The following is a 25,098-nucleotide window of genomic DNA, read 5'->3' as shown; positions in this document are numbered from 1 at the left end:
GTTGACGTGCTGCGGCGGGTTGCCGCTGCGGCAGAATGCTTCCGTTGCGCTGCAAATCACCCTAGGTAGGCCCGATGTCGAGCATTCACCGCCTTCTGTCGGGCGCACTCTCAATCTTTCGAAAACTTCGGGAACGCTGGGCCGGGCGCGAGCTCGCCATTCTCGTGGTGGGCGCGGCGGCGGCTGGAGGCCTTTGGGCTTTCATCGCGCTTGCCGACGAGGTGGTTGAGGGCGACACCCACGCCTTCGACACCTTCATCATGCTGTCGATGCGCAATCCGGCTGACCATGCCGACCCGATCGGGCCGGCCTGGTTTGAGGACACGATGCGCGACGTGACGAGCTTCGGCTCCACCTTCGGGCTCGTCTTCGTCTCCCTGACGGTCGTCTTCTGGCTCGTGCTGACGAAGCGCCCGCATGCCGGCTTCCTCGTCTTCGCCTCGCTGGCCGGGGGTACTGCCGTCGTCAATGCGCTCAAATATGCCTTCTCGCGGCCGCGCCCCGATCTCGTGGCGCATTCCGCGGAGGTCTTTACGACCAGCTTTCCGAGCGCCCATGCGGCGATGTCGGCGACCGTCTACCTGACGCTCGGCGCTCTCGTCATGCGCTTCAGCGAGGGACGGACGCTGAAGCTATACGCTCTGTTCATTGCCGTCCTGCTGACGGTCCTCGTCGGCCTTTCCCGCGTCTATCTCGGCGTGCACTGGCCGACGGATGTCCTCGCCGGCTGGGCTGTCGGCGCCACCTGGGCCGCGATCGTCTGGGTCATTGCGCTCTATCTGCAGGAGAGCGGAACGGTGGAGGAAGCCAGCGACCCTCAGAAGAATCCGCCGGAGAGCAGGTAGGCAAGGCTGAGGGCGAGGGCTGCCGCCGCGACCAGCAGCGCGACGGCCATCACCATTCCGTCGCGCACGAGGAGCGCCACGCCGAAGGCGGCGATGGCCGACATCGGTGCGCTGGAGGCGAAGGGTATGAGTTCCAGCGGCGGAACGGAAGCGGCCAGCAGGATGACAACGATGGCCGCGACGCGCACGAAGGGTACGGTGGTGAGGGCGGTCCAGCGCCCGTGAAACCAGCGGTCGAAACGCCGCGCGGGCCGCTTCACCTTCTCCACGGCATCCTTCAGCCGCGCCTCCGAAACATGGCGACGGGCGACGAAACCGGGCAGCCAGAGATGCTCGCGGCCGAAGAGCATCTGCGCCGCGAAAATCACGACGACGAGAGCGATCATCGACGGCAGGCCGGGAATGGCGCCGATGGGCGAAAGCTCGATAAGCGCCGGAACGATGAGGAACGGCCCGTAGCTGCGAGGCCCGACCGCGTCGGCAAGGTCGGCGAGCGAAACGCGCCCGCGCCTTTCCGCGCGCCCTTCCAGGCGGTCCAGAATATCTTCGACGCTGTGGGGTTCGTCTCTCATGGCTGCATGCGGGCTTGTCTTGCGTGGGATCGGATCGGCTTGGGGTAGGTGCGGAATGCGGCGCCTCCGGCTGAGAAAAGCCTCCGAAGCGGCGAACGGTTTCAAAGCGACAGCCAAAAAACGGCTCTCCAGAAGTCTGGAAGACGAACGCGCAGAGCTCCGGCCGGGGAATTCTTCGTCGTCGGAAAGTAAAAACTTTGGGAAATTTGTTCTTTTGGACGAAACGGTCCCGTAACCATCACATTTGTATGTGGTGAACAATGGCGTAACGGTTCTTCAACCATGGCGCCTCGCCGTGGCTCATAGAGGCCATGCGAAACGACGACGATCACCGCTGGCCTTTGGGCCCCAGTGTCTGGTTGGTGCTGATCCTCAGCATTGCCCTTTGGCTGCTGATCCTGTGGGGGCTCGGCGCATTTTGAGAACGCTTCCGGGGCTTACTTCTCCCCGGAGGCAGACGCTTCGACTGGACGCCCGCTTGGACCGGCGCGACGCCGCGACTGGCCTGCCGGCCGCGCTGTTACTGATGGACGCGTCCGCCTGAAAGTCGCCGGACGCCGCTGAGGGCGCCGCGGCCCGCCCGCCACAGACCCGGGCTCAAGAGCACCTCCTGCAGGCGGACCTCCTGATAGAGGCCGTTCACGGAAATGCGTGGCAGAAAGTGCGGGTTCTCGTCGAAGCGGATCATGCCGGGCCGCGTCGTGAAGGCGGCGCGGAAGCCTGCATCCTTCGCGATCCGCGCCTCCCGTTCGCCGACGGCGACGGGCGTGCCGTAAGGAAAGGCGAGGCAGCCGGGCCGTTCGCCGAGCTCCGCCTCCAGCCGGTCGGCGCTTGAGCGCATGGCTTCCAGCGCCCTTTCCGGCGAAAGCCGTGCAAGCGCCGGATGGGTGTCGGTATGGGCGCCGATCGTCGCAAGGGGTTCGGCGGCGAGCACACGCAGCTCGTCCCAGTCCATGACCAGTTCGCGGGCAAGGGCAGCAAGGTCGAGCCCGTAGCGCGCGGCAAGGGCCTCAACCGCTGCTCGCGCCTCCCCTTCGCTCACGCGCAGCAGCCAGACGGACCATTCCGTGAAGGCCTGGCTCTTCTCCTCCAGCGTCGCGGCCGCCATTTCCGGCGGCCCGTGCCCCTCCGCCGCGATCACCTGGTTGTCCGCAAGGATCCGTTCCAGCGCCTCCCACCAGAGCGGCGCGGTGCGGTCGCAGAAGCCCGGGCAGGCAAAGAGGGTGAAGAAGGCATCGTGGCGGCGAAAGACCGGCAGGGCTTCTTCGAGGTTGTCGCGATACCCGTCGTCGAGGGTGATCGCGACCTGTTCGGGCGCGGCGCGGCCGGCCTCGAAATCGTCGAGGATCTTGGAAAGTGGCACGAACCTGCGGCCCGTTTCTGCCAGCCGGCCGAGCAGGGCATCCAGAAATTCGGGCTGGACGCAGAGCCCTGCATTGGGCTGGAACGCAGCCCCGCTGTCGGGCCGCACATGATGCAGGGTGAGAACGGCGCCTGCGCTGTCCGATCCGGATGGCAGCAGCCGGTCGGCCTGCATCAGCGCCAGCATTCTGAGTGCGAGATGGATACCTTGGTGGCGAAGGCTCAACGGCGTTCCTCCGGTCCAGACCTCGCTCCGGCCGCTCTGGGGCAAATCCCGTCGCCCCGGAAGACACCCCGGGTGGGGATCGCCGTGCGCAAGGCTGGCACATGGCCCCTATGGAACGGGCGCGGAGGCTGGCTCCGCGCCCGGGTTCAGGACATTCGGCCTTTGCGAGGCCAGGTCCGCTACGCGGCTCGGGCGATACTGCTTCCGATGCGGCGCCCGGCGATCGCGGTTGCGATGAAGCCGGGTGCCGGAGGCAGGGCCGTGAAGCTCGAGCGCGTCAGCGGCCTTACCAGGAGCGGATCAGATCCCGCGTCGTTCCGACATCGGTCGCCACACCGCCGACGGTGGCGGAGGTGGTGTCGATGAGTTCGAGGAACTTGAAGAATTCGACCGAGTTCGAATTCGACACGTAGATGATGTCCTTGTCCTGCATCGGGAAGTCCTGCGCGAGGAAGAACTCCGCCGGCTTGCGGAAGTTGGCGTGGTAGATCGTCGGGATCAGCTTGCGCGGCCCTTCGAAGCGGGTGAGGTCGACGCCCATCTCCGCAAGGGTCTTGGGATCCTCGAGACGATAGACGAACACCCGTCCGGGATCGGCCCGGGTGTCGAGCAATCCGCCCGCTTTGCCGACCGCTTCTGCCAGCGACAGGTTCTCGGCCTCGAAGTTGAACTGGCCGTTGAGGCCGCTCGCGCCGAGGACGACGAAGCTGCGCTGCTCGCGATAGACGTAAACGATGTCGCCCGGAGCGACGTAGACGTTCTCGCGCGGGTTGTTGACGAGCGTGTTGAAGAACACGGTCGCCTTCTTGCGCCGCCGCTGAAGCGTCACGAAGGTCTCGTAGCCGGGATTGGAGATGCCGCCGGCGCGCGAGATGAGGTCGAGCACCGTGTCGCCCGCCTGGGAAATGGCGAGTTCCGACGGGCTGCGCACCTCGCCCACGACCGATGCCGTGGTGGCCCGCTGCGACACCATGCTCACGACCACCTGCGGGTCGATGGCGCGGTTTGCCAACCGGCGCACGATTTCGGACTGGATGTCCTCGATCGTCCGGCCGTTGGCAGCGATCGCGCCCGCATACGGCACGGTAATCGTGCCGCTCTGGTCGACCGTCTGCTGCGGCAGGGTGATGTAGTTGCCCGGCCGGCTGCCCGCGTCGTCGGGAATGAAAAGGCCGCCGGTGCTGGCTTCGAAGATCGTCACCTGCAGGATGTCGCCAATCCCAACCCGGATGTCCGGTGCCGGACCCTGGCCACCGCCGAATGTCGAGAAGACGGATCCGGTGCCGCCGGCACTGAGGTGGGCGAGAACGTTCGGAGACAGGCCGATCACGGCATAGCCCTGCACATAGGCGGGGTCGGTTCCGTCGTAAGTAGTGGTCGCGCTTTTCAGAATCGTGTCATCATCAGGTCCGGAGCGAGGAAGAGCCTGGCAACCCCCCAGTGCCGCGACGAGCGCCACGGCGACGATGCGAGCGACCGATGCGCTGACTGAAATCGTCATTAGTTCTGTTCCTTGTCAGCTTCTGTCGAAAGACATGAGCCGAGTCCGACGCCGCGTTTCCGCGCATCGATCGACAGCGGGCACAGAAACAGATTCAAACGCCACAGGACACCTCGAAGCCAACCTACAGTGGCGAATATGCAAGAGTGTTGCAGCCGCGCCATGCTTTTGCGGCTGAAAGCGCCTTCTCGTGACTCTAGAGCGCCTTAGCAGCGAGAACCCGACTTTCGACGGTACGTTGTAGCAGGCTCGCCACCCCGAAATTGGGGCAAAATGCATCGACATACCGTAGCGGTATGTCCGGGCAGAGAGAGGAAGACTTAACGCTTGCTTCGAGGTACTTAAACGTACCTATCTTTTGCTCGCCCGGCGCGAGCCGCCTCGCCCTTTTCCTGGGAAGGCCCGGTGCCAGCATGATGCGGTTCCGGATGCCAGCCCGGGAGCTTACGGCCGAGCATCGCCTCGAACTTTTCGATGTCGTCGCGGAAGTGGCCGTACATCGACCAGGCGTCGCGTTCGATCGCTGCCTGGTGCTCCTCCCGCGGCCGGCCGCCATAAGCGAGGCGGCGCAGTGCAGGAGAGCGCAGCACGTTGACGATGCGGTGCGCCCCGCGTCGGCGCAGCGCATCCGCCCCTCGCCTTGCGACATAGGCTGCGGCCGGGAAGCGCGGGGCCGCTGCGACATTCGCCCGCATCAATGCAAGCTCGCCCCGAGGTGGCATGTCGGGAACGCCGACCGTTTCGCAGAGCTGCGTGCAGAACGCGGCCCGATCGTCTCTGAGCTGGTCGTAGGAAACGAAGGCGACGTTCTCGTTGCCGAGCGCCTTCTGCCAGCGTCGAACGTGCTTGTAGTAGAGCCCGCATTCAATGAGCGCTGGATGCCGCTCCACCATCGCGGGGAAGCCGAGATCGGGTTCGCCGGCCTTCAGATAATGGAAATAGTGCGAGACCGCGCGCGAGACGGGAGCGCGCATCGTCACGATAGCGCGCACGCCCGGCAAGTCCTTGGCGACACGTTGCGGTGTTTCCGGCTTGGAGAAGAGGGAAGGCGCGACCTCGATACATGCCTTTGCTTGCGGGGACGGCACGAAGTTCGACTCGTACCATGGCAGCCCGCGCGCATAGAGCTTGTCGAAGAAGAAGGTCTCCTTGCACCCGGCAGGAAGAACGATGTCTTCCCGAGCACGCAGGTAGGTGTGGATCCAGGTGGTTCCGCTTTTCGTCGGTCCAATGAACAGCACGTTCGGCAGCATTCGAAGCCCCCCTACGTTTGGCAAGAACGTTGTGGTCACTTCTGGCCCGCAGGCCGGATCGGCAGCTACTGACGGCTCACTCTACCGGAGCATTTTGAAATAGTAAAAATTGACTAGCGTATTCCATTCAGATTTGAGGCAAACTGGGTACGGGGACTTAAGCCAGGCAAAAGGCGGTTTGTCTATCCTCCGGCGGAATGTTGATACCGGAGCAGAAGATGTTGCCCATCATGAGGACCGCCGCCCTGGCGCTTGTCGTCGGCATGGCTACACCAGCAGCAGCAATGGAGAACGGCCTTCAGTCCGTACTTGCGGCCTACCGCAGTTCTCCTGCGCCTTACATCGGAGAACGTTCCCCGGCGCTCGCCCCTATGGGTTACGTCATGTTCTGCGTGCACAATCCGAGCAAGTGCCTGTCGAGCAGCACGACGCAGCTTGTGCGGCTGACGGGCGACAGGCTCTATGCGCTTCAGGCGGTCAATCGCTTTATCAATCACACGGTCGAGCCCCGTCATGATCGTAACGATCGTATCGATGAGTGGCGGATCGCCCGCACCAGTGGCGACTGCGAGGATTTCGCGCTCGCCAAGCGCGAGAAGCTCATAGAGCTGGGCTGGCCGGCGGCCGCGTTGCGCATTGCCGTCACCCGCATGCCGGACGGTCAGGGCCATGCCGTTCTGATCGTCAGGACCTCGCTCGGTGATCTCGTTCTCGATAATCGTCGCGACAGGGTAGAGCCCTGGTGGCAGAGCGATCTGCGTTGGGCGAAGATCCAGTCCGGCAAGAATCCGCGCACCTGGTTCGCCACCTGGGCGACGGCGAAAGCAACGCCCAAACAGCGAATTACCACGGCCGGGATCGACGAGACCAGACCAGGCACGTGAGCTCGCCCGATCGTTTGTGCAGCTCTGCCGGTCCGTGTGGTCCAGCGTTGGGACAAGCTCTGCTAGAGAATCTGCATCAACTTGCCCGTCGTCCTTTTTTTGATCTTAAACTCATATTAAGTCGGTCAGGAGATCGTTCCTGAGCGATAGTCGGTGGGCGCAATGATTCAGGCATGCCTCCTCTTCCTCGTCGTCGGAGCCGTTATAGCGTTCTGGGTGAACGTGAGGGTGGTCTTCCTCCTCTCATGCTTCATGCCAGTCGCTTCGGCGATACTCGCGATCATTCTGGCGGAACCGATGCTTCCGGCGCTCGGCAGGGCCTTTCTGCTGATGGTTTCGTTCCAGTTCGGCTATGGCTTCTCGCTCATCGGACAGGCCATGCTCTGTGCGGAGGACAAGGGGCCTTCGGCCGCCGCCCAGATGGCCGTCCAGAGGCGCCGTCCCAGCTGAAGCGCCCTCCCGACTAACGCTCCCTCCCGACTAAGGCGTTGACGGCCCTTTGAGGCCGGAAGGCGCCCGCTTCCAGAAATCCCTAGCTGCATCCGCAGGCGCGGTCCTTAAGGCCCGCCCATGGTCTCCTGCGAGGGAGCCGGAGAGCGGAACTTGCCGCCGCCGTGCCGACGTTCGCCTTGACCCGCGCAGCGTTGGCCTGCCTCCGGAGCGGCCCGCTTCAGGCGCAAGCCGCGACGGAGGTCAGCTCTCGTCTGCCGCCGGGCGCGGAATGAGAGGAAACCAGGTTGGCAGGCGTCGTCTGATCGCCGGCGTGATGATGCTGCGGATCCACTTTCCTTCGTCCCCGAACAGGGATGGAACGATGAACCAAAGCGCCAGAAGGGCGATGCCGGCCGCCACGCCCGAAACGCCGATCTCGATGATGCTGGGCAGCGAATAATCGGCGATCGCTGCGAGCCCGCCATAGGCTGCGGCCCCGACCACGATGGCGACGAGGCCATGGCGTGCGAGCATGAGGGCGACGCGGCTGAGGGACAGCGCCACAATCTTCCTGGTTGCCAGAAGGCCGATGATGAAGCTCGCCATGATGGCGAGAGAGACGCCTGCTGCGACGCCGGCGATGCCGAAGAGCTGGCCGATCATCGCGCCGGCGGTGATGCTGATGGCGTAAAGCCACTGCCAGAAGGCGAGCCGGTAGACGGCGCCCTGTGCCCGCAGGATGGCGACGGTCACCTTGTAGCCCATTCGAAAGCACAGAAAGAGCACGAGGATCCGGAACGGCAGGATGACGCCGTCCCATTGCGAGCCCAGCATGAGGTGGATGACCTGCGGTGCGACCACGACCAGATAGGCGCTGAGGGGCAGCGCGATGGCGACGATGAGCGCCAGTGCACGGTAATAGGCGCGCACCGTCCGTTCCATGTCGGTCTGGATCGAGGCGAGGGCGGGGAAGAGAACGTTCTCTCCCGCCTTGCCGATGAGGTTGGTTGGCTGCAGCAGCATCTGGTAGGCGCGCGAATAAAGGCCGAGCGCCTCCACGCCGAGAAAGCGGCCGACGATCACGTAGTCGATGTTCGAGCCGATGTAGTTGCCCAGGCGCGACAGGGTGATGCCGAACCCGAACCGCCCGAACGTCTTCAGCGCCGGCCAGTCGTAGAGCGGACGCATGGCGTGCGGCGAATAGTAGAGCGTGCCGGCGGACATGAGCGCGAACTGGGCGAGCACGCCGGCAACGAGGGACCAGACGCCGAAGCCGAGGAGGGCGAGGACCACCGAAACGAGCGAGTAGCCGACGAGGTAGCTGAGCAGGGTGAGCGTCGCCAGGACGCGAAAGCGCATCTCGCGGCGCAGCAGCGCCTCCGAGACGACCGCAACCGCCTTGATGGGAAAGGCGAGCGCGAGCACGGCGACGACCGGTTCGACCTCCGGAATCTGGAACATCGTCGCCGCGACGGGTGCGAGGTAGTAGACCGCGCCGCCCACCAGAAGACCCGACAGGATCGCCACCGTAAAGCCGACGCGAATGTGCCTTTCGGTGAGCTCGCGGATCTGGACGATCGCCGGGGGTACGCCGATCTGGCCGAAGATCTCCGCCAGAGCGACGATCGCCATGGCGGCGCTGACGATGCCGAACTCTGCCGGCGTGAGGATGCGGGCGAGGACCGCGATAACAAGGATTTTCAGGACGGACTCCGCCCCTGCGCCGGAGAACATCCAGGCAAATCCACCTACGGCCTGTCCGGTCAGGCTGCGTTTGGGCTTCTGCCCGGATCCAGCGCCAGATTCTTCTTCGCTCATGTCGGAAAGCTACCCCGGGAAACATGGGAACTGCATAGCTGGGAAAAGGTATCGCCGACGGCACGATCGGCGAAGCACCTTCGTCTCACTTGGTTTTTTCGCTCGCCTCGCCGGGCTGCGTCGCCGCGTCTTCCTCGCTCGGGGCGGTTCCCATGATCAGCGAAGCCTGGCGCATCTCCCGGATGATACGATCTCGCCGTGACGGTTCTGTCGCGGCGATCGCCTCGCGGAAGAAGGGCTCCACGGTGGAGGGGCTCTTGCGCAGGGTGGCGATGATGGGATCCGTTTTGCCAGTCTCGATGAGGGTACGCACGTCCTCCGCCAGCACCGGCTCGACGGCCTCGATACCCGCCGATTGCAGGAGCGCGGCAAAGGGAATGCGGGCCTCTGCCATCCATGCCTCGTAGGGCGAGGTCCGGTGCGAGAGGGCGAGTGCCTCGATCGCCCGCGCGGTGGGCCCGTGGCGGCTGTTTTCCACCACCGCCAGCCTGAGCCATGCCTGACCGTCGTAGCGTGTGCAGGTAAGCGCCGCCTGAAGCGCCTCGTCGGCCTCGGCGAGCGCCGCGTCTCTTCTGCCCGAGCTCACCTCACGCAGCGCCGCGTCGGCCCGCTGAAGCTTGAAGGCCAGTGCCGCGCGGACGAGTTCCGGGCGACACTCTGCAACGAGGGCCGGCGCGTCCACGTCACGATCGAGTTCGCCGAGGATCGGCTCGGGGGGTACCTTGCCGCGCTGCAGCTGGTCGGCGGCCCGCACGAGCGTGCGTTGGGATATGGAAAGTTCGGCGCCATAGGCGAGAATGGCCGAAAGGGTCACCACGCATCCAGCCAGCAAAAAACGCATCGCGATCAATGATCGCGATGCGCGAGGCCTGAAGCCTGATGTCTTGCGGCGTGCGCGCGTGCGCGTCGTCGCCGGGCGAGTGCCCGACCTCACCAAGAACGCCCGATCTTACTGAACGAACGCGCTGACCGGAGGCGTGGGCGGCACGAAGGAGCTGACGAGCGAGCTCTGCTGCCTCGAGCGGGAATTGTTGTCGTCGATGAAGGACGGGCTGTTTCTCGACGGTGAGAAGCCGCCGCCGCCGCCCTGGGCGCTCGTGTTGCCGTTGCTGGCGAAGCCCGAAGCGCCCAAACCGCCGATGGGCGAGCCGCCGCCGCCGCCGCCGCCCGGAGAGGCGGTGCCGAATGCGCCGGTGAGGCCGGCCGTTGCGAAGTCGCCGGTGGAGGCGACGAAGGCTGTCGTCAGCGGCTCGACGCCGGCGGAAGCCACGGCGAACTGCGCATATTCGGAGATGTCCGGGCGATCCACGACGCACATCTGCGCCACCTGTCCGAGGGCCGAGCCGATGCTGGCGATCTGGTTGGTGTCCGCATTCGGCGACTGGGCGAGCTCGACGAGCTTGTCGATGGCGCGCACGTCAGATCCCGCCAGATTGCGGTAGGTGGAGGTGAGCTCGAAGCCCGTCTTGCCCTCGCTCACGCTCGACGGATCGTCGAGGAAATTGGCGACCTCTTCGTCGGAAAGACGCAGCGGCTCCTGGAAGCAGCTGCCGGTCGGAGCTTCGCCCACCGGACGGTCGTTGTTCGCCACAGGCGCCACGCCGTCTTCGCTGGAAGGCGCGAACGAAGGCACATTGTCGAGGCTGGGGGCCGGCGCCGCGGACGTGTCGGGCGCAGCAGGCTGGTCCTGGGCCATGGCCGGACCGGCCAGGCTGAAGGTGAGCGCCACCAGCGCAACTCGAAGACGGTCGCTACCGCTGAACATCACTCTGAACTCCCAACTCGTTGACGGGTGGGCACTGCCGACCCTGAACTTTGAAGTCTTGCACGGTGCGCCAGAAAGTCACGCATAATCCGCACTCAAGCTTAACATGAGATTCAATATAGCTTCAAAGTGGAAATGGCAACGTCGAATCGGCGTTGAGGAAATCCGCCTCGAATCGAACACACATGTCTAGGTGAGCCGGCTTCGTTCCGTGAAACGCAAGCCGGCTCCTCTCGAATGTCAGTCCTTGGGGGCGCTCAGATATCCCCTGTCGGAAAGATGCGCGACGATCTGGTCTGCCAGTTCGTCCGGGCTCTTTTCGGCCGTCGAGACGACGATCTCGGCATTCTCCGGCGGCTCGTACGGGCTGTCGATGCCGGTGAAGTTCTTGATCTTCCCTTCGCGGGCCTTCTTGTATAGCCCCTTCGGATCTCGCTTCTCCGCAAGTTCCAGCGGCGTCGAGACGTAGATCTCGATGAATTCGTCCTCTTCCACCAGCTCGCGGGCGAGGCGTCGCTCGGCCCGGAACGGTGAAATGAAGGAGACGAGCACGATTAGGCCGGCATCGACGAACAGCTTGGCCGTCTCCGCGACGCGGCGGATGTTCTCCACCCGGTCGGCCTCGGTGAAGCCGAGGTCGCGGTTGAGGCCGTGCCGGACATTGTCGCCGTCCAGCAGATAGGTGTGCTGGCCTCCCGCCTGGAGCTTCTTCTCCACGAGGTTGGCGATCGTCGACTTGCCGGCGCCCGAAAGGCCCGTGAACCACAGCACCGCGGGTTTCTGGTCCTTCTGTGCGGCCCGGCTCGCCTTGTGCACATCGAGTGCCTGCAGATGCACGTTCGAGGCGCGGCGCAGGGCGAAGTCGATCATCCCGGCCGCGACCGTGTGGTTCGACAGCCGGTCGATCAGGATGAAGGAGCCGGTCTCGTGGTTCGCCTCGTAGGCATCGAAGGCGATCGGCTCCGACAGGCCGAGATTGATCACGGCAACCTCGTTCAGCTGCACGGTCTTTGCCGCCAGGTGATCGAAATTGTTGATGTCGATCTTGTGCTTGAGTTCGGTCACCGTGGCCGTCACGGTCTTGGCGCCGCATTTGAGCAGATATGGCCGGCCGGGCAGCAGGTCGTGATCGTCCTGCATCCAGATGAGCCGCGCCTGGAACTGGTCGGCGACTTCGGGACGCTCCGTCGCCTTGGCGAGCACGTCGCCGCGCGAGATGTCGATCTCGTCCTCGAGCTGGATCGTCACGGCGTCGCGCGCGAAGGCTTCCGCCAGCTTGCCGTCATAGGTCACGATCGACTTCACCTTGGAGGTCCGGCCCGATTTCGCCACGACGAGGTCGTCGCCCGGCTTTACCGAGCCGGAGGCGAGGGTGCCTGAGAAGCCGCGGAAGTCGAGGTTCGGCCGGTTGACCCACTGCACGACCATGCGGAAGGGCTTCTGCTCCAGGTCGTCAGCGACCTCGACGGTCTCCAGCTGCTCCTTCAGCGTCGGACCGCTGTACCAGGCGGTCTTCTCCGAGCGGGACATGACATTGTCGCCGTAGCGCGCCGAGATCGGGATCGCCTGCAGCGTCTCGAAGCCGAAAGAGGCGGCGAAGGACCGGTAATCGGCGACGATCCGCTCGAAGACCTCCTGCGAATGGTCGACGAGGTCGATCTTGTTGACCGCCAGGATCACATGCTTGATGCCGACGAGCGACACGATGAAGGAATGGCGCCGCGTCTGTGGCAGCACCCCCTGGCGCGCATCGACGAGGATGATGGCGAGCTCGGCGTTGGAGGCGCCCGTCGCCATGTTGCGCGTATACTGTTCGTGGCCGGGCGTGTCGGCGACGATGAACTTGCGCGCCTCCGTCGTGAAGAAGCGGTAGGCGACGTCGATGGTGATGCCCTGCTCGCGCTCGGCCTCGAGCCCGTCGACGAGAAGCGCGAAGTCGATCTCGTCGCCGCCGACGGTGCCGTGCTTGCGGCTGTCGCGGCTCAGCGTCGCCAGCTGGTCCTCGAAGATCAGCTTGGAATCGTACAGCAGCCGCCCGATCAGGGTCGATTTGCCGTCGTCCACCGAGCCGCAGGTGATGAAGCGGAGCAGCCCCTTGTTTTCCTGCTCGGCGAGGTAGTCCGTGACGAGAGCCACGTCGGGAACGGCTTCAGCCATCAGAAATACCCCTCACGCTTCTTCTTCTCCATGGAGGCCGACTCGTCGGAATCGATCAGGCGGCCGGAGCGTTCCGATGTCCGGGCGATGAGCATCTCGCCGACGATCTCTTCAAGGCTCGTGGCCGGGCTCTCGATGGCCCCGGTCAGCGGGTAGCAGCCGAGCGTGCGGAAGCGCACCAGCCGCATCTGCGGCGTCTCTCCCGGATGGATCGGCAGGCGCTCGTCGTCGACCATCACCAGCGTGCCGTCGCGCTCCACGATCGGCCGTTCCTTGGCGTAGTAGAGGGGCACGATCGGGATGTCCTCGGCGAGGATGTACTGCCAGATATCGAGCTCGGTCCAGTTCGACAGCGGGAAGACGCGAATGCTCTCGCCCTTCTTCACGCGCGTATTGTAGACGTTCCACAGCTCGGGGCGCTGGTTCTTCGGGTCCCAGGCATGCGTGGCGGTGCGGAACGAGAAGATGCGCTCCTTGGCGCGCGATTTCTCTTCGTCGCGCCGCGCGCCGCCGAAGGCCGCGTCGAAGCCATGGGCGGTCAGCGCCTGCTTCAGCGCCTCGGTCTTCATCACATGGGTGTAGTGCGAAGAACCGTGGTCGAACGGGTTGATGTTCTGCTGCAGCCCGTCCTGGTTCGTATGCACCAGAAGGTCGAGACCGAGCCTCTTTGCCGTCTCGTCGCGAAACTGGATCATCTCGCGAAACTTCCAGGTCGTGTCGACATGCAGGAGAGGGAAGGGGGGCTTGGAAGGATAGAACGCCTTCATCGCCAGGTGCAGCATCACCGAGGAATCCTTGCCGATCGAATAGAGCATGACCGGATTGCGGAATTCGGACGCGACCTCGCGCATGATGCGGATGGATTCCGCCTCCAGTCGCTTCAGATGCGAAACTCGCTCAGACAAGAACCTGCACTCCTGTAAATTTGCCCCGCTCCCTGACCGGATGTCGATCCGATCGTGGCCGGCGGCAATCCCGGCTAGCTTGGACAAGTTCGAAAAGACAGCCCCTTTCTCCTAATAAAGTTACTGTCGGCGCCGCAATCGTCTGTTAACCGTATTCGACGAAAGCCTCATCGCCCCGCCGCGCCCGTCCCGGGCCGCGCCTAGGCGGAGGTGGCGCGTCGGCCGATCGCATCTGAGGCGTGTGCGCACAGTTGCAGCAAGGTCAGCGTCGGGTTGGCGCTGCCCGCGGTCGGAAAGACGGAAGCGCTCAACACGCTCAAATTCGGCACGTGGTGACAGAACAGGTCGGAATCGACGACGGAATTGTGCCCGTTGACGCCCATGCGGGTCGTGCCCGACGGATGGTAGACGTCCCTGGCAAGATTGCCGAGCGCGTTCGGCGCGTCGGTGCCGTAGCTTTCCCAGGCGATCAGGCACGATTTGCCAAGTCCGCTCCTGTCCCAGGCGGAGAGGAAACGGGTTCGGGCCTTTTCGAGGGCGCGCGCATCGTGCGCATCCGCCCCCCACGCAAGCCGGATGCGCGGCACGCCGAGTCGGTCATGCGCCGATGAGAGCGAGATCCGCCGGGCGGCCGACGGGCGCTGCTCGATCCGCAGCTGCGCCTTCAGCTTCACGCCCTCCGGCAGGAAGGCGCGATGCGGATAGAGCGACCACAGCCCCATTCTGGCGACGAGGCTGGCACTCCGCGACAGCAGGAAGGCGTCGGAGCGGCGCATGCGTCCGCCCGGCTGCTGCAGGTCGCGCAGAAGGTTGCGCAGATCGTAGACGGCGGCTTGCCCGCTGGCGTCGAGGTGAAGCGAAACATAGGCGCTGGTGATCTTTTCGGCCTGCTGGACCTCCGGGGACAGTTCCAGATGCAGTGCCCGGCTGAGCCCACCCATCCCCGGCCGGCCGGCGAGGCGCTGCACCAGTTGCGGCCTGCCGCCGATCACCTGGCCGAGATCGACCACGAGATGGTCCTGGAAATAACGTCCGAGCGCCTGGCACGAGGCGAATGGCCTGCCATCGGCCAGGCGGTCCAGAAGGAGGAGAAGACGCGTCGATTCAAGGGCGCCGGCGGCAAGGACGAACTGGTCGGCCTTGACGACCATCTCCCTGCCGGTGCGGCTTCTGGCCCGCACGCCGTTGACCACGCCACGCTCTCTGTCGAGCACGAAACCCGTGACGGTCGCATCGAGCACCGTGCGAAGGTTCTCCTTGCGCCGCACGCGCCGGTGGAGCGCGGAAAAAATGTTGCGCGCCCGCATCGGCACGATCGCCGGCTGGCGCAGGACGATGTCCTGATCGTAGAAGGCGTGCTTTTTTAGCGTCTTGTCGTGGGCGACGTCCTTCGGCGCGGCGACGTCGAGGAGTTGGCAGATCTCCTCGGAAAACTGCTGCAGCCGCGCCCATGAGACCGGCCAGGCCGGCCCGTCGATATAGGCCCGCTCCGACATGTCGTGCGGCGTGAGCGGGATCAGCCGTCCGCCCCATTCTGCCGAGGTGCCACCGAGCCCGCGACGACGGCCAAGTCGGGCGCCTTGGTACTCGCCCGAGCTGCTTTCCACCTCGTTGAGCGTCTCGTCGCTGTCCGCCGCTTTCAGACTGCCGCTTTCCAGGAGGAGGACCGATACGCCCTGGCGGGCGAGCCGGTAGGCGGCGAGTGCGCCTGCAGGTCCGGCCCCGATGACGCATACCGAGGCTCTCACCTCAGTGCGATCGGAGATATCACTCAGCTGAAGCAGCGTCATGATGGTGCCCGGAGTTGTTGCAGATGCAAATACCGGGTGCTGCGCTCGCATGGAGGCGGCGAGCCCGGAAGCTTCTCAAAACCCCGGAACGGGGCGCGGATGCAGGCAAATCCGCGCCAGGAGCGTGCACAAAACCGCGGGTGAGGTCGAGCACATAATTAGTAGTCTAACGAAGCTGTGTAAAACTCGACTGGAGAGTTCGCCAGCGATGCTCGTCGCGCGGGCATACCCGCCCTGAGGCAGGCTTAACCCGCTTTCTCAAGCTCAATCAGATCGCTTCGGATTGGACGGACGCGGAGCGCGTCGTCACTAGCAGGCGAGGGAGGCGTAGAGCTGGCTCGTGGCGTCGGCGATACGGTTCCAGTCGAAGTTGGCGAGAACCTTGTCCGCCTCGAGGAAGAAGCCGCGGTGGTCGGAGGTGATCTTCGCGGCAAGCGCCTCGGTGTTTCCGACGGGAAAGTAGTGGCTCGCCGGCAGTTCGAGGTCGAGGTTCGGCTGAATGGCGCTGAGGAGGACGGGCGCCCCTGCCGCCATCGCCTCGAGCGCGGCGATCGGCAGGCCCTCGTGATAGGAAGGCAGGATGAACAACGAGGCTCGCCGCAGCAGCACGGCGAGTTCGCTGCGGGCAAGCGTGCCGGTGAAGATCACGTTTTCGCTGGCCTTCATGCGGAGCGACTGCCAGTACGGGTCGTCCTCCTCCGCCCCGCCCACGATCACCAGACGGCCGTTCCAGCCAGACTTCTTGAAGGCCTCGACGAGATCGTGAAAGCCCTTCTCCGGCACGATGCGGCCGACCGAAATCACGAAGGGGCGGTCGACGAGGTCGAAGCGGTCGACGATGGCGTCGCTGTCTGCGTACTCCGGGTCGAGATGGTTGGCCCCGTTCGGAATGAAGACGATGTTCTCTTTTCGCCCGGGAAAGCTTTCCGCCAGCCGTTTCGCCAGGGACGGGGAGACCACGATCACGCGGTTGGCGAAATGGACCGCGCAGCGCTCGCCGAGGCGCAGCACGGCCTTGGCAAAGCGGTTCCACTTCGCCCGGCTGTAATCCGTGCCGTGGTGGGTCACGATGACCTTGAGCCCGAGCAGGCGGGCGAGTGGGGCAACGAGCGCGGGCCCGATGGCATGGATGTGGACCACGTCCGCTTTGGCGACGAATGCCGCGTAGAACAGACCGACGATCGAGCTGCTGAACGCCTCGAAGTACTTGCCGCGCAGATGCTGGAGCGGCACGATTGTCAGGCCCTCGAACTCGTAAGGTTGATGCGGGTCGACATATTGCTGTCGTGCCACAACGACGAAGCGATCGTCGCGCCGACGCCTTCTCAGGCGCGGAAACAGTTGCTCGCAATGGGTTTCGACGCCGCCTGACACCCCGGGAAGCCCGCGCAAGCCCAAGACGCATACTCTCATGAGCTACTCCGATTCCACCGAAGGATGGCTTGCCGGCAACCTGTTCGCTGTTGGCATTCCAACTCCTTTAGCGGGGGGATATGGCCAAATCGTTGCCTGAACCGCGGGCGCGCTCGGCTGTCGGCACGGTCGTTCTCCACGAAGCGCGGCGGCTGAGAGCCTCGATGCGATGGCCGGATGATCTGGGGACCCGGCAACATCGCGCGTCAGGCCTGAGCATCCGAGTACACCTTGCTCGTGGCATCGGCAACTGCCTCCCAGTCGTAGCGCGCCAGAATCTCCTCGGCCGGCGCGCGATACTGCTCGTGATCGCTGGTCAGCTTGTGGGCGAGTGCTTCCACGTCCCCGACAGGGTAATAGTTTTCGGGCGGCAGGCCGAGATCGACATTCGGCTGGATGTCGCTCAGGAGCACCGATGCGCCGGCCGTGACCGCCTCGAGCGCCGCGATGGAAAGTCCCTCGTTATGCGACGGCAACACGAAGAGCGAGGCGTGTCGCAAGAGGACGGCGACATCGGCGTGCTGCATGTAACCGGTGAAGACGACCTTCGAGGATGCGGCGCTTTTCAGGTTCTGCCAGTAGGGATCGTCATCGTCGGCGCCGCCGACGATGACCAGTTTGCCGTTCCAGCCGGATCGGTCGAAGGCGGCGACGAGGTCGTGGAAGCCTTTCTCCGGGACGATGCGCCCGACGGACACGATGAAAGGCCGGTCTATGAGGTCGAAACGTTCCAGCACGTCGGTGGAATCGGAGTTCTCAAAAGCCAGATGGTTCGCACCGTTCGGGATGAAGGTGATCTTGCTGCGCTTGCTCGGGAAGTTCTGGATCAGCTTCTGCGTGAGCGAGGGCGAGACGACGATCACGCGATCGGCGAAGTACATCGCGGCCCTTTCGCCCATCCTGAGGACGAAGCGGGCGGGCCGGTTCCACTTCGAATGATCGTAGTTCTCGCTGTGATGGGTGACGATCACCTTCAGCCCCAGCAGCCTTGCTGCCGGCGCGAACAGCGCGGGCCCGATCGCATGGATATGCAGCATGTTGGCGCGCGCGACGAAGGCGGCGTAGACGACACCGACGAAGGCGCTGCTGATCGCTTCCAGGTATTTGCCATGGAGGTGCCGCAGGGGGACGACCTGCAGACCTTCGAACTGATAGGGCTGGCTGGGGACGTATTGCCGGCGGGCGACGACGACGAATTCGTCCTCCGAGCGGCGGTGCCGAAGGCGGGGGAGCAATTGCTCGCAATGTGTCTCTACGCCGCCCCCGACGCCCGGAATGCCACGCAACCCGATAACGCAGATCTTCATTCCTTACTCCGGTCGCGCCGTATGGTGCCCGCGCCACCACCGGGCGCGGCAACTTAACATACCGGCCGGTTCATTTTGTGTCCAATGCATTTTCTTTGCGAATGCTTGAAATATCCAAACAAAAGAAGGGCTTATATTATTCGGTCATCCATTGCGGAATGTATCTCCCTCTTCTCTGCTCGCTGGGCCTTAACCATGTGTCCAGCAAGTCGATTGCAGACGGGCGCGATAGGTGGCGAGGATTCTCCGAAAATTGTAACTATCGCCCAGGTTCGACGTTCGGCCAGTCCGTTCGTTCGCCGGCGAGGTGGTCAAGGCACGTGAACATGAACTACTCCTTCAAGGAACGCCCGACGATCGTGTTCGTCATCAATTCGTTGACGGGGGGCGGAGCCGAGCGCGTGCTGGTGAACCTGTTGGAACATCTCGCCGAGCCGCTTGCCGGCTGCGACGTGCACCTCGTTCTGCTCGATATCGAAGAGGAGAGGCAGCGCACGCCCGGCTGGGTGAAGAAGCATGTGCTCGATTGCCGGGGAAGCATGCTGCAATCGGGTATCCAGTTGATCCGGCTGTTGCGCCGGCTCTCCCCGGATCTTGCCGTCAGCTTCCTGAACCGGGCCAACTGCGCCAACGTCGCCGCTTCCCGGCTGCTCGGCTTTCCCTGCATCCTCAGCGAGCGCGTGCACACCAGCAGCCATCTGCCGACGAACCTTTCCGGACAGCTTTCGCGCTGGCTCATTCGCGTCACCTATCCCCGGGCCAATGCTGTCATTGCTGTAGCCCAGGGGATCAAGGACGATCTGGCGGCGAACTTCGGCGTGCCGGCCGACCTCATCACCGTCGTGCACAATCCGGTCGATCTGTCAGATATCGAGGCAAGGGCCGAGGCCGCGGCGGAAGTCTCCCTGCCCGAGGACTATGTCCTGGCGGCGGGCCGCCTCGTCCCGAACAAGAATTTCGGGCTGCTGCTCGAAGCCTATGCCGCCGCCGACATCGATCTGCCGCTGGTGATTCTCGGCGAGGGGCCGGAGCGACAGGCGCTGACCGCTCAGGTCGCACGGCTCGGCCTCGGCGAGCGCGTCCTCATGCCGGGCTGGGTGGGCAATCCCTATCCGACGATGAAGGCTGCGCGCTTCTTCGTTTCCTCCTCCAATGCGGAGGGATTTCCGAATTCGCTGGTGGAATGCATGTCGCTCGGCTGTCCGGTGGTCTCCACCGACTGCAATTCGGGCCCCCTCGACATCCTCGCCGGCTACGAGCGGCCCCGCGTCACCCATATGGAGATGGAGCGCTACGGCATCCTCGTCCCCGTCAACGATGCGCCAGCGCTTGCGGAGGGTATCCGCAACATGGCCGACGAGGCGACCCGCGAGCGCTACGCCGCGCTGTCCAGGCAGCGCGCCGGCGAATTCGGCGTGGCGGCCTCTGTGGGCTCCTACCTCTCGATCATCCTGCAGGCGCTCGACCGCAAGGCGGAGCTGCCCCAGGCGGCCTAGATCGCGGCGCATGTCGTTTCGCCGGAGGGCCGACCAGCCCGTTTGAGGCGCGCCGTCCGTTTCCCGATTCCGCTCTTCCCGATAATCAGCCTCAGGGGCCGGAGCTGTAGGGCTCGCCGGCCGTCCGCACCCTGGTCGGATCGACGATCGGCGTAGTCGGGCCTTGCATCGCGGCCACCCTTTGCGGCGAGACCGCCAGCTTGCAGTAGAGGAAGACGACGAACACCCAGTAGATGCTGTTGTGCAAGAGCAGGAACGAAGCAGCCACGTTCCCGAGCAGATAGAACACCGCATATCCGAGGCCGAGCGCCCCGATCTCCGCTCGCTGCCGCAGGACGAGATAGCGGAACGAACGCAGCAGGATCGGCACGATGACGACCAGCGTCAGGAGAACGCCGACAATGCCGACATCGACCAGGCTGTCGAGATAGCCGTTATGCGCGTGGCCGGGCACGGCATCGGCCGATGTTCGCGTGCTTTCGAGGAGGATCTCGTCAGCCACCAGCGCCCAGCCGGCGCCGAAACCGCCGCCGAGCAGGAAATGGCCGCCGATGGCGCGCAGCACCGCATACCAGATGCCGGTCCGCCCGGTCAGCGTCATGTCGCGGCCGAGCATCTGCAGAACCTCGCTCACCACGAGGCCGGCGAAGAAATAGATGCAGATCGCGGAGGGCACGGCGACGGCGAGTGCAAAGGCCCTCGTCTTGGGGCTGACCCCGCTCAGCAGGCGCGCGAAGATGAGCACGAGCGCCGGTGCCGCGGAAAGCACGATCGCCTGGGCGGAGGACGATCCGAGCACCAGGATGAAGGAGAGCAGGATCATCACCCAGTAGAAGGCGCGAAACCGCTCCCGCACGACCAGCGCCGCGAAGAAACAGACGATGCCGAGTGCGATCACCCGCCCGAAATCGTTCTTGAAGCCGATGACGCCGCGCCAGGCCCCGGCGTGATCGCTGGCCGTGTCGCCCGGCTGGTGGATGCCGAAATGCGGGAAAACGATGATGGCGATATAGCTCAGCACGCACAGCACGGTGAAGGCGGTGAGGAGCAGGTTGACGATCTCGCGCACCGAAAAGCGCTCGGCGAGCCACATGGCGAAGGCGGTCGTCAGCACCAGCGAGCCGGCGCGCCTGACCGTCAGTCCCGGATCGACGGACCATATCGTCGACAGCACCGCAAATCCGACCGGCAGAAGAATGGGCCAGTAGAGCCGCAGGATCCGGTCGACCGCGCCGCGCTGAAGAACGAGGAGAGCGAAAGGCAGCGCCCCCACCACTAGCCCGATCGCCTGGATCGCCGGCGAGGAATCGACCAGCCCCGTGCCGTCGAGCGAGCGAGGCGTCAGCATGGCGTGCAGGCCGCCCATGAAGAAGTAGAGCGAAAATATCGCGAATAACTTCTCGGCCAGACTCTTCATCGCGTTCCCGTGGCGACCAGGCGCCCTTCATTGTGCAGTGCACGTCTGCCGCTGTCCATATTGCGGCGCGGTCGCCGGCGGGTCCCGGGCAACGTCCCGTCCCCGAACTTAACTCTGTGCGTCGCGATCACCGGCAGCGCCATCTCGCCGGCGGGGCCGGGCGGCTTGCGGAGGCGCCGTTACTTCTCGCTGGCGGCCTTCAGGCCCCGCTCCGCCAGATCGGCATGGAACTGGGCCTCATTGGCGCTGCGCAGCGACTGGACCTCCTGGTTGAGCTCCGCCACCGTCCTGGTCGCCCGGCCAGCCCGCCAGACCGCATAAAGGGCCGCAAGGAGGGCGATCACGGCGATCGCCAAGGTCACGACGCCCATCAGCGGCATCGCCATCTCAGCCTGCGTCATCGGATTCATGAAGCACCATTGTGGGGTACTGCTGGAGACCCTTCGCCCGACTTCAGTTCAAGACCGAATATGAGAATCATCATCGACGCTAGGCTTCCCAAAAACCGGATGTCAAGGATGGCACCGGCTGCCTCTTTGTCTCTCCTCGGCCTGCCGGCAAGGTGAAAAAAGTGTTGCCGAAGAAGGATGAAGGCCGGCCGGGGACCGGACCGGTTCATTTCCAGGCCGACAGGTCGACCCCCAGATCCTCCTCCAGGCCTTCGATGTCGGCAAGGAAGAGAGGACGGTATTGGAGTGCCTCCCGGCGGATCTGCGCGCGCCGCTCCGGATCCGGCGCCTTGCCTTCCACGAGCGTCTTGAGGGGCCCCACCCACAGGCGCTTCAGGAGGGCGGTGGCCTTCTTGCCGCGCACCGAGCGCGCCACCGCATGGCGCGCCTTTGCCAGGGCGGGATAGCGGGGAACGGCGGCCGAATTCAGCTTCCCGGTGGGAATCTCCGCGCCTTGAAGGTCGGCCGGCACGCCGAGGATATCGCATACGGCTTGCGAGAAGCCCTGTGGGTCGGAGGCCATCTGGTCGTAGAAGAGGACGTGGACGTTTTCCGTTCCGAGCGCCTCGCGCCACATGGAGACGTGGCGGTGATAATGTCCGGCCTCGAGGATGTCGGCATATTCCCCGCACATCTGCGGCAGGCCGACATCGGGGGCGCCACGCTGCAGATAGTGGAAATAGTGCGATACAGCCCGGTCGAGCGGGTGGCGGAGCGTGCACACCACCTGCACGTCGGGAATGTCCCGCGCGATGCGCGCGCAGGCCTCGCTTTTGGCAAAGTAGGAAGGGGCCACCTCGACGCAAAGGCCCCTGTTTGGCGACTTCTCGAAGAGCGAGCGATACCAGTCGGCACCGCGGTCGTAGCGCTTGTCGAAGTAGAACGTCTCCTTGATCGCCGCCGGCAGGACGATGTCCGAGCGCGTGCGCAGATAGGCGTCGATCCAGGTCGTGCCCGTCTTCGTCGGCCCGACGAAGATGAACTTCGGCAGGGTGCGCTGCGTAGTCTCCGCGGCGTTTCCGCCAGCGGATGCCTGGCTATCCGGTATGGTCTGGTTGTCCATGGGGCTCCTGCTCCAAGACCTTGAGGTATCTTCGCGCGATCTCCGGCATGGAGAACCGCCTTGCGACTTCCGTCAGGCGCTCCGCCTGCGGCGGAGCCTCGAGCGTGCGCATGATGGCGGTGGCGAGCGCATCCTGGTCGCCCCTCGGCACCAGGGCTTCGGGCAGCGCCTCGGCCAGAACCTGGCGCGGCCCCCCGCCGTCGGCGTCGGTGCTGATCACCGGCACGCCGCATGCCATCGCCTCGATGAGGACGTTGGGAAAGCCTTCCCAGTCCGAGCTCAGCACGAAGAGCGATGCGCGTACCAGGAAATCGAGCCGGTTGAGAACGAAACCCGTGAAGGCGACGGAGCCCGACAGGCCGAGGCGCGCGGCGAGCGCGGAAAGCTCCTGCGCCTCATCGCCATCTCCGAGGACGATGAGGCGAATGTCCCGGCCGCTCGTCTGCCTTGCTTGCTGGAGGGCTCCCAGCAGCAGAGGATAGTTCTTCTGCGGATGGAGGCGGCCGATGGCGATGATCACCGGCACGTCCTGCTCGAACCAGGGGTGCGGGACCGGAGCCTCGCGCGCTGCCCCGATCTCCCGCTCTTCCGGCGAAGGATTCTCGATCACGTGGATCGCGTTGGCCGGTCTGCCGATTACCTGCGCAAGGTCGCTGGCGACGCCGGCCGAGACGGCCGTCAGGGCGTCGGCCCGGCGATATGCCATGATGGTTGCCGCCTTCAGCGCGGCTCGCCCCGGCCCCGACTTTCCCGCGAACGCGCTTGAGACATCGTTGCGCTCGCTGAGCACCAGCCGGGTCGGCGCGCGTGAGAGCATCGTCGACAGTCCGGCGACGATGTTGTTGTGCAGGATACCGCTGAGAAGGACGGGCGGTCGCGTGCGGCGCAGGTAACTGACCAGCTTGGGGATGGCGTAGCGTTCGCGTGGAGCGCCGAGGTCGATCAGGTCGACCTTGTTGGAGAGCAGGCCGGCGAGGGGACCGCCCGCAAAGTTGACGACGAACACTACCGGCAGGCCCAGATCGGCGAAATGGTTGGCAAGGCGGATGAAAACCCGTTCTGCGCCACCGCCTGCAAAGCAGGGCAGGTAAAAATGGATGGCCTGCGAGCGGGACTGTTTGTTCATTGCCTCTCCTGGCGGGCGCGGGATCGTTGCGCCGGCTGATCCTTGGCCTACGGGCGCAGGTCCTGACCGTCGAAATGTATGACCTCGTTGCGCAACGAGCCGTTGACGGTGACATCCTTCAATTCGACAATTCCCGGCTCGCCCTGGATGAACCAGCCGTTCCCGTCGACCTGGATCGCACCTCCGCTCATGCGCACGCGCGGAGTGCCGTTCTTGGCCCGCAGGCGGATCGCGGAAGTCCCGGGACCGGCCTGCAGATAGCTTTCCGTCACCTCGACGCTGCCGGCGACCCAAAGCGCGGTCCCGTCGAGATCGCCAACGGTGCGCGGATTGCGGAAGCTGCAGCGATGCACGCGGTTGTCGGTGTCCGCCCACACGCGCAGCCCGTAGCGGCAGCGATAGGTGCTGCAATCCTCCATCCGGAAGCCCTTTGTCTTGATGTCGAAGCCGCCGTCGCCCATTCCCACCGCGTGGCAGCGCTCGAACGTGCAGTCCGAAGTCTCTTCCTCGCAGACGATACCGTCGCCCTGGATGTAGGCCGAGCCACGCTCCATCGCGTCGATGCCGCTCATGCCGTCGCGCAGCCGGATGTCCTCGAAGCGAAGTTTGGTTCCGGCCTCGACGGCGATCATCTGGATGACATTGCCGCCACCGCCGTCGACCCCGCCTCCGTCGATCGACAGGAAGCGCAGGGTGGAATCCTCCAGCCAGCGGAAGCGCGCAAAGCCGCGGGTCGTGCCCCTGAGGCTGCAATCCTCCACCAGCAGGCCCTTGAGACGGACGTCATGGTCGCATTCGATGACGCGGCCGGCCCGTTCCACGGAGAAGCCGCAGATGGTGACGTCCTCGTAGGTCTGGCCCTTTCCGCCGAAATTGACGAGACCGCTCGCGCCGGCGCCCTGGGCGACGATTCCCTCCAGCCGGATGAAGGACGATGCGTGGGTGAGAGCGATCAACGGCTCTCCGCCACCGAGATCCGGCGAGGCGCGCTTGAGCCAGTCGGAGCCGGAATAGGTGAAGAAGCGCATCGGCGCCGGAGCGATGACGGCATGCACGTCGTCGGCCGGGCCGATGTAGCCGCATTTGAGCGAAAGGGCGCGCGCGCCTTGCGATTGCGGCGTCAGCGGCAGAAGCGTGTTCGACCAGAAGACAGGCTGCTCGCGGTCGCGATCGAAGCCGACCAGGAGCGTCACGTCGCGGTTCTCGGCAGCGAGATCTTCGCGCGCGCTTTGGAGCGGCTTGGCGTCCGCCCAGCTGGAGCCGTCCTGCTTTCCGGCGCCGTCCTGCGTGTAGCGAATGAGCTGCATTTCCGGGGCC

General features: G+C 64.7%; 21 protein-coding genes. 4 read left to right on the top strand and 17 right to left on the bottom strand.

The window, feature by feature from the left end; translation table 11 throughout:
- Positions 1 to 74: 74 nt before the first annotated feature.
- A complete protein-coding gene (locus tag CLD20_RS08520; RefSeq protein WP_224406191.1) occupies positions 75 to 845 on the top strand; it encodes a phosphatase PAP2 family protein in 771 nt (256 codons plus the stop codon).
- Here CLD20_RS08520 and CLD20_RS08515 read toward each other — a convergent pair.
- From CLD20_RS08515 to CLD20_RS08500, 4 genes are all read right to left on the bottom strand, one after another.
- Positions 818 to 1,417 carry an exopolysaccharide biosynthesis protein gene (locus CLD20_RS08515; RefSeq protein ID WP_224406190.1) on the bottom strand — a complete coding sequence of 200 codons (600 nt, stop codon included), beginning with the start codon at positions 1,415 to 1,417 and terminating at the stop codon, positions 818 to 820. The genes CLD20_RS08520 and CLD20_RS08515 overlap by 28 nt on opposite strands.
- A 520-nt stretch (positions 1,418 to 1,937) precedes the next feature.
- A complete protein-coding gene (locus CLD20_RS08510; protein WP_224406189.1) occupies positions 1,938 to 3,005 on the bottom strand; it encodes a polysaccharide deacetylase family protein in 1,068 nt (355 codons plus the stop codon).
- Positions 3,006 to 3,291: 286 nt separating this feature from the next.
- On the bottom strand, positions 3,292 to 4,506 hold the full coding sequence (locus tag CLD20_RS08505; RefSeq protein WP_224406188.1) for a polysaccharide biosynthesis/export family protein: 1,215 nt from the start codon (positions 4,504 to 4,506) through the stop codon (positions 3,292 to 3,294).
- A gap of 341 nt (positions 4,507 to 4,847) precedes the next feature.
- Complete coding sequence (locus tag CLD20_RS08500; protein WP_224406187.1) at positions 4,848 to 5,798, bottom strand: sulfotransferase domain-containing protein; 951 nt, start codon at positions 5,796 to 5,798, stop codon at positions 4,848 to 4,850.
- Between the two features lie 179 nt (positions 5,799 to 5,977).
- On the opposite strand from CLD20_RS08500, the gene CLD20_RS08495 reads away from it, so the two are divergent.
- Both CLD20_RS08495 and CLD20_RS08490 read left to right on the top strand, forming a co-directional pair.
- Entirely contained in the window at positions 5,978 to 6,643 is a 666-nt protein-coding gene (locus CLD20_RS08495) for a transglutaminase-like cysteine peptidase (RefSeq protein WP_224406186.1), read from the top strand.
- A 162-nt stretch (positions 6,644 to 6,805) separates the two neighbouring features.
- A complete protein-coding gene (locus CLD20_RS08490) occupies positions 6,806 to 7,093 on the top strand; it encodes a hypothetical protein (protein ID WP_224406185.1) in 288 nt (95 codons plus the stop codon).
- A 243-nt stretch (positions 7,094 to 7,336) separates the two neighbouring features.
- On the opposite strand, the gene CLD20_RS08485 is transcribed toward CLD20_RS08490, so the two are convergent.
- The 8 genes from CLD20_RS08485 to CLD20_RS08450 all read right to left on the bottom strand — a co-directional run bounded on the left by CLD20_RS08485 (position 7,337) and on the right by CLD20_RS08450 (position 18,230).
- Positions 7,337 to 8,809, bottom strand: coding sequence for a lipopolysaccharide biosynthesis protein (locus tag CLD20_RS08485; RefSeq protein ID WP_224406184.1), 1,473 nt, complete (start codon positions 8,807 to 8,809; stop codon positions 7,337 to 7,339).
- A gap of 169 nt (positions 8,810 to 8,978) precedes the next feature.
- Positions 8,979 to 9,707 carry a hypothetical protein gene (locus CLD20_RS08480; protein ID WP_224406183.1) on the bottom strand — a complete coding sequence of 243 codons (729 nt, stop codon included), beginning with the start codon at positions 9,705 to 9,707 and terminating at the stop codon, positions 8,979 to 8,981.
- 135 nt (positions 9,708 to 9,842) lie between these two features.
- Positions 9,843 to 10,658 carry a hypothetical protein gene (locus CLD20_RS08475; protein ID WP_224406182.1) on the bottom strand — a complete coding sequence of 272 codons (816 nt, stop codon included), beginning with the start codon at positions 10,656 to 10,658 and terminating at the stop codon, positions 9,843 to 9,845.
- Between the two features lie 240 nt (positions 10,659 to 10,898).
- The gene (gene cysN / locus CLD20_RS08470; RefSeq protein WP_224406181.1) at positions 10,899 to 12,815 is read right to left on the bottom strand and encodes a sulfate adenylyltransferase subunit CysN; all 1,917 of its coding nucleotides are present in this window, start codon (positions 12,813 to 12,815) and stop codon (positions 10,899 to 10,901) included.
- Positions 12,815 to 13,720, bottom strand: a complete 906-nt coding sequence (gene cysD, locus CLD20_RS08465) for a sulfate adenylyltransferase subunit CysD (protein WP_224406180.1) — start codon at positions 13,718 to 13,720, stop codon at positions 12,815 to 12,817. The genes cysN and cysD overlap by 1 nt, the downstream gene beginning before the upstream one ends.
- A 200-nt stretch (positions 13,721 to 13,920) precedes the next feature.
- Entirely contained in the window at positions 13,921 to 15,510 is a 1,590-nt protein-coding gene (locus CLD20_RS08460; RefSeq protein ID WP_224406179.1) for an FAD-dependent oxidoreductase, read from the bottom strand.
- Between the two features lie 309 nt (positions 15,511 to 15,819).
- A complete protein-coding gene (locus tag CLD20_RS08455) occupies positions 15,820 to 16,923 on the bottom strand; it encodes a glycosyltransferase family 4 protein (protein WP_224406178.1) in 1,104 nt (367 codons plus the stop codon).
- Positions 16,924 to 17,129: 206 nt separating this feature from the next.
- Positions 17,130 to 18,230: a glycosyltransferase family 4 protein gene (locus CLD20_RS08450; protein WP_224406177.1), complete on the bottom strand. Its 1,101-nt coding sequence runs from the start codon at positions 18,228 to 18,230 to the stop codon at positions 17,130 to 17,132.
- A gap of 326 nt (positions 18,231 to 18,556) precedes the next feature.
- On the opposite strand from CLD20_RS08450, the gene CLD20_RS08445 reads away from it, so the two are divergent.
- Positions 18,557 to 19,726, top strand: coding sequence for a glycosyltransferase (locus tag CLD20_RS08445; RefSeq protein WP_224406176.1), 1,170 nt, complete (start codon positions 18,557 to 18,559; stop codon positions 19,724 to 19,726).
- A 91-nt stretch (positions 19,727 to 19,817) separates the two neighbouring features.
- On the opposite strand, the gene CLD20_RS08440 is transcribed toward CLD20_RS08445, so the two are convergent.
- The 5 genes from CLD20_RS08440 to CLD20_RS08415 all read right to left on the bottom strand — a co-directional run bounded on the left by CLD20_RS08440 (position 19,818) and on the right by CLD20_RS08415 (position 25,088).
- The gene (locus CLD20_RS08440) at positions 19,818 to 21,143 is read right to left on the bottom strand and encodes an O-antigen ligase (RefSeq protein WP_224406175.1); all 1,326 of its coding nucleotides are present in this window, start codon (positions 21,141 to 21,143) and stop codon (positions 19,818 to 19,820) included.
- A gap of 179 nt (positions 21,144 to 21,322) precedes the next feature.
- The gene (locus tag CLD20_RS08435; RefSeq protein ID WP_224406174.1) at positions 21,323 to 21,544 is read right to left on the bottom strand and encodes a hypothetical protein; all 222 of its coding nucleotides are present in this window, start codon (positions 21,542 to 21,544) and stop codon (positions 21,323 to 21,325) included.
- A gap of 214 nt (positions 21,545 to 21,758) precedes the next feature.
- Complete coding sequence (locus tag CLD20_RS08430) at positions 21,759 to 22,655, bottom strand: sulfotransferase (protein WP_224406173.1); 897 nt, start codon at positions 22,653 to 22,655, stop codon at positions 21,759 to 21,761.
- On the bottom strand, positions 22,630 to 23,781 hold the full coding sequence (locus CLD20_RS20325; protein WP_304504356.1) for a glycosyltransferase: 1,152 nt from the start codon (positions 23,779 to 23,781) through the stop codon (positions 22,630 to 22,632). The genes CLD20_RS08430 and CLD20_RS20325 overlap by 26 nt, the downstream gene beginning before the upstream one ends.
- A 47-nt stretch (positions 23,782 to 23,828) precedes the next feature.
- Entirely contained in the window at positions 23,829 to 25,088 is a 1,260-nt protein-coding gene (locus CLD20_RS08415) for a hypothetical protein (protein WP_224406172.1), read from the bottom strand.
- Between the last annotated feature and the right edge of the window lie 10 nt (positions 25,089 to 25,098).

Origin of the sequence: Afifella sp. IM 167 (genome assembly GCF_020144925.1) — a bacterium.
GTDB lineage: Bacteria > Pseudomonadota > Alphaproteobacteria > Rhizobiales > Afifellaceae > Afifella.
Note: the sequence above shows the minus strand (reverse complement) of the source record. Positions and strands in the feature narration are given on the sequence as shown.

Bases quoted from the DNA above. Each gene is read 5' to 3' on its own strand.
- CLD20_RS08520 (WP_224406191.1), top strand. From the start codon at position 75: ATGTCGAGCATTCACCGCCTTCTGTCGGGCGCACTCTCAATCTTTCGA.
- CLD20_RS08515 (WP_224406190.1), bottom strand. From the start codon at position 1,417: ATGAGAGACGAACCCCACAGCGTCGAAGATATTCTGGACCGCCTGGAA.
- CLD20_RS08505 (WP_224406188.1), bottom strand. From the start codon at position 4,506: ATGACGATTTCAGTCAGCGCATCGGTCGCTCGCATCGTCGCCGTGGCG.
- CLD20_RS08495 (WP_224406186.1), top strand. From the start codon at position 5,978: ATGTTGCCCATCATGAGGACCGCCGCCCTGGCGCTTGTCGTCGGCATG.
- CLD20_RS08490 (WP_224406185.1), top strand. From the start codon at position 6,806: ATGATTCAGGCATGCCTCCTCTTCCTCGTCGTCGGAGCCGTTATAGCG.
- CLD20_RS08485 (WP_224406184.1), bottom strand. From the start codon at position 8,809: ATGTTCTCCGGCGCAGGGGCGGAGTCCGTCCTGAAAATCCTTGTTATC.
- CLD20_RS08475 (WP_224406182.1), bottom strand. From the start codon at position 10,658: ATGTTCAGCGGTAGCGACCGTCTTCGAGTTGCGCTGGTGGCGCTCACC.
- cysN (WP_224406181.1), bottom strand. From the start codon at position 12,815: ATGGCTGAAGCCGTTCCCGACGTGGCTCTCGTCACGGACTACCTCGCC.
- CLD20_RS08460 (WP_224406179.1), bottom strand. From the start codon at position 15,510: ATGACGCTGCTTCAGCTGAGTGATATCTCCGATCGCACTGAGGTGAGA.
- CLD20_RS08455 (WP_224406178.1), bottom strand. From the start codon at position 16,923: ATGAGAGTATGCGTCTTGGGCTTGCGCGGGCTTCCCGGGGTGTCAGGC.
- CLD20_RS08450 (WP_224406177.1), bottom strand. From the start codon at position 18,230: ATGAAGATCTGCGTTATCGGGTTGCGTGGCATTCCGGGCGTCGGGGGC.
- CLD20_RS08445 (WP_224406176.1), top strand. From the start codon at position 18,557: ATGAACTACTCCTTCAAGGAACGCCCGACGATCGTGTTCGTCATCAAT.
- CLD20_RS08440 (WP_224406175.1), bottom strand. From the start codon at position 21,143: ATGAAGAGTCTGGCCGAGAAGTTATTCGCGATATTTTCGCTCTACTTC.
- CLD20_RS08435 (WP_224406174.1), bottom strand. From the start codon at position 21,544: ATGACGCAGGCTGAGATGGCGATGCCGCTGATGGGCGTCGTGACCTTG.
- CLD20_RS08430 (WP_224406173.1), bottom strand. From the start codon at position 22,655: ATGGACAACCAGACCATACCGGATAGCCAGGCATCCGCTGGCGGAAAC.
- CLD20_RS20325 (WP_304504356.1), bottom strand. From the start codon at position 23,781: ATGAACAAACAGTCCCGCTCGCAGGCCATCCATTTTTACCTGCCCTGC.
- CLD20_RS08415 (WP_224406172.1), bottom strand. From the start codon at position 25,088: ATGCAGCTCATTCGCTACACGCAGGACGGCGCCGGAAAGCAGGACGGC.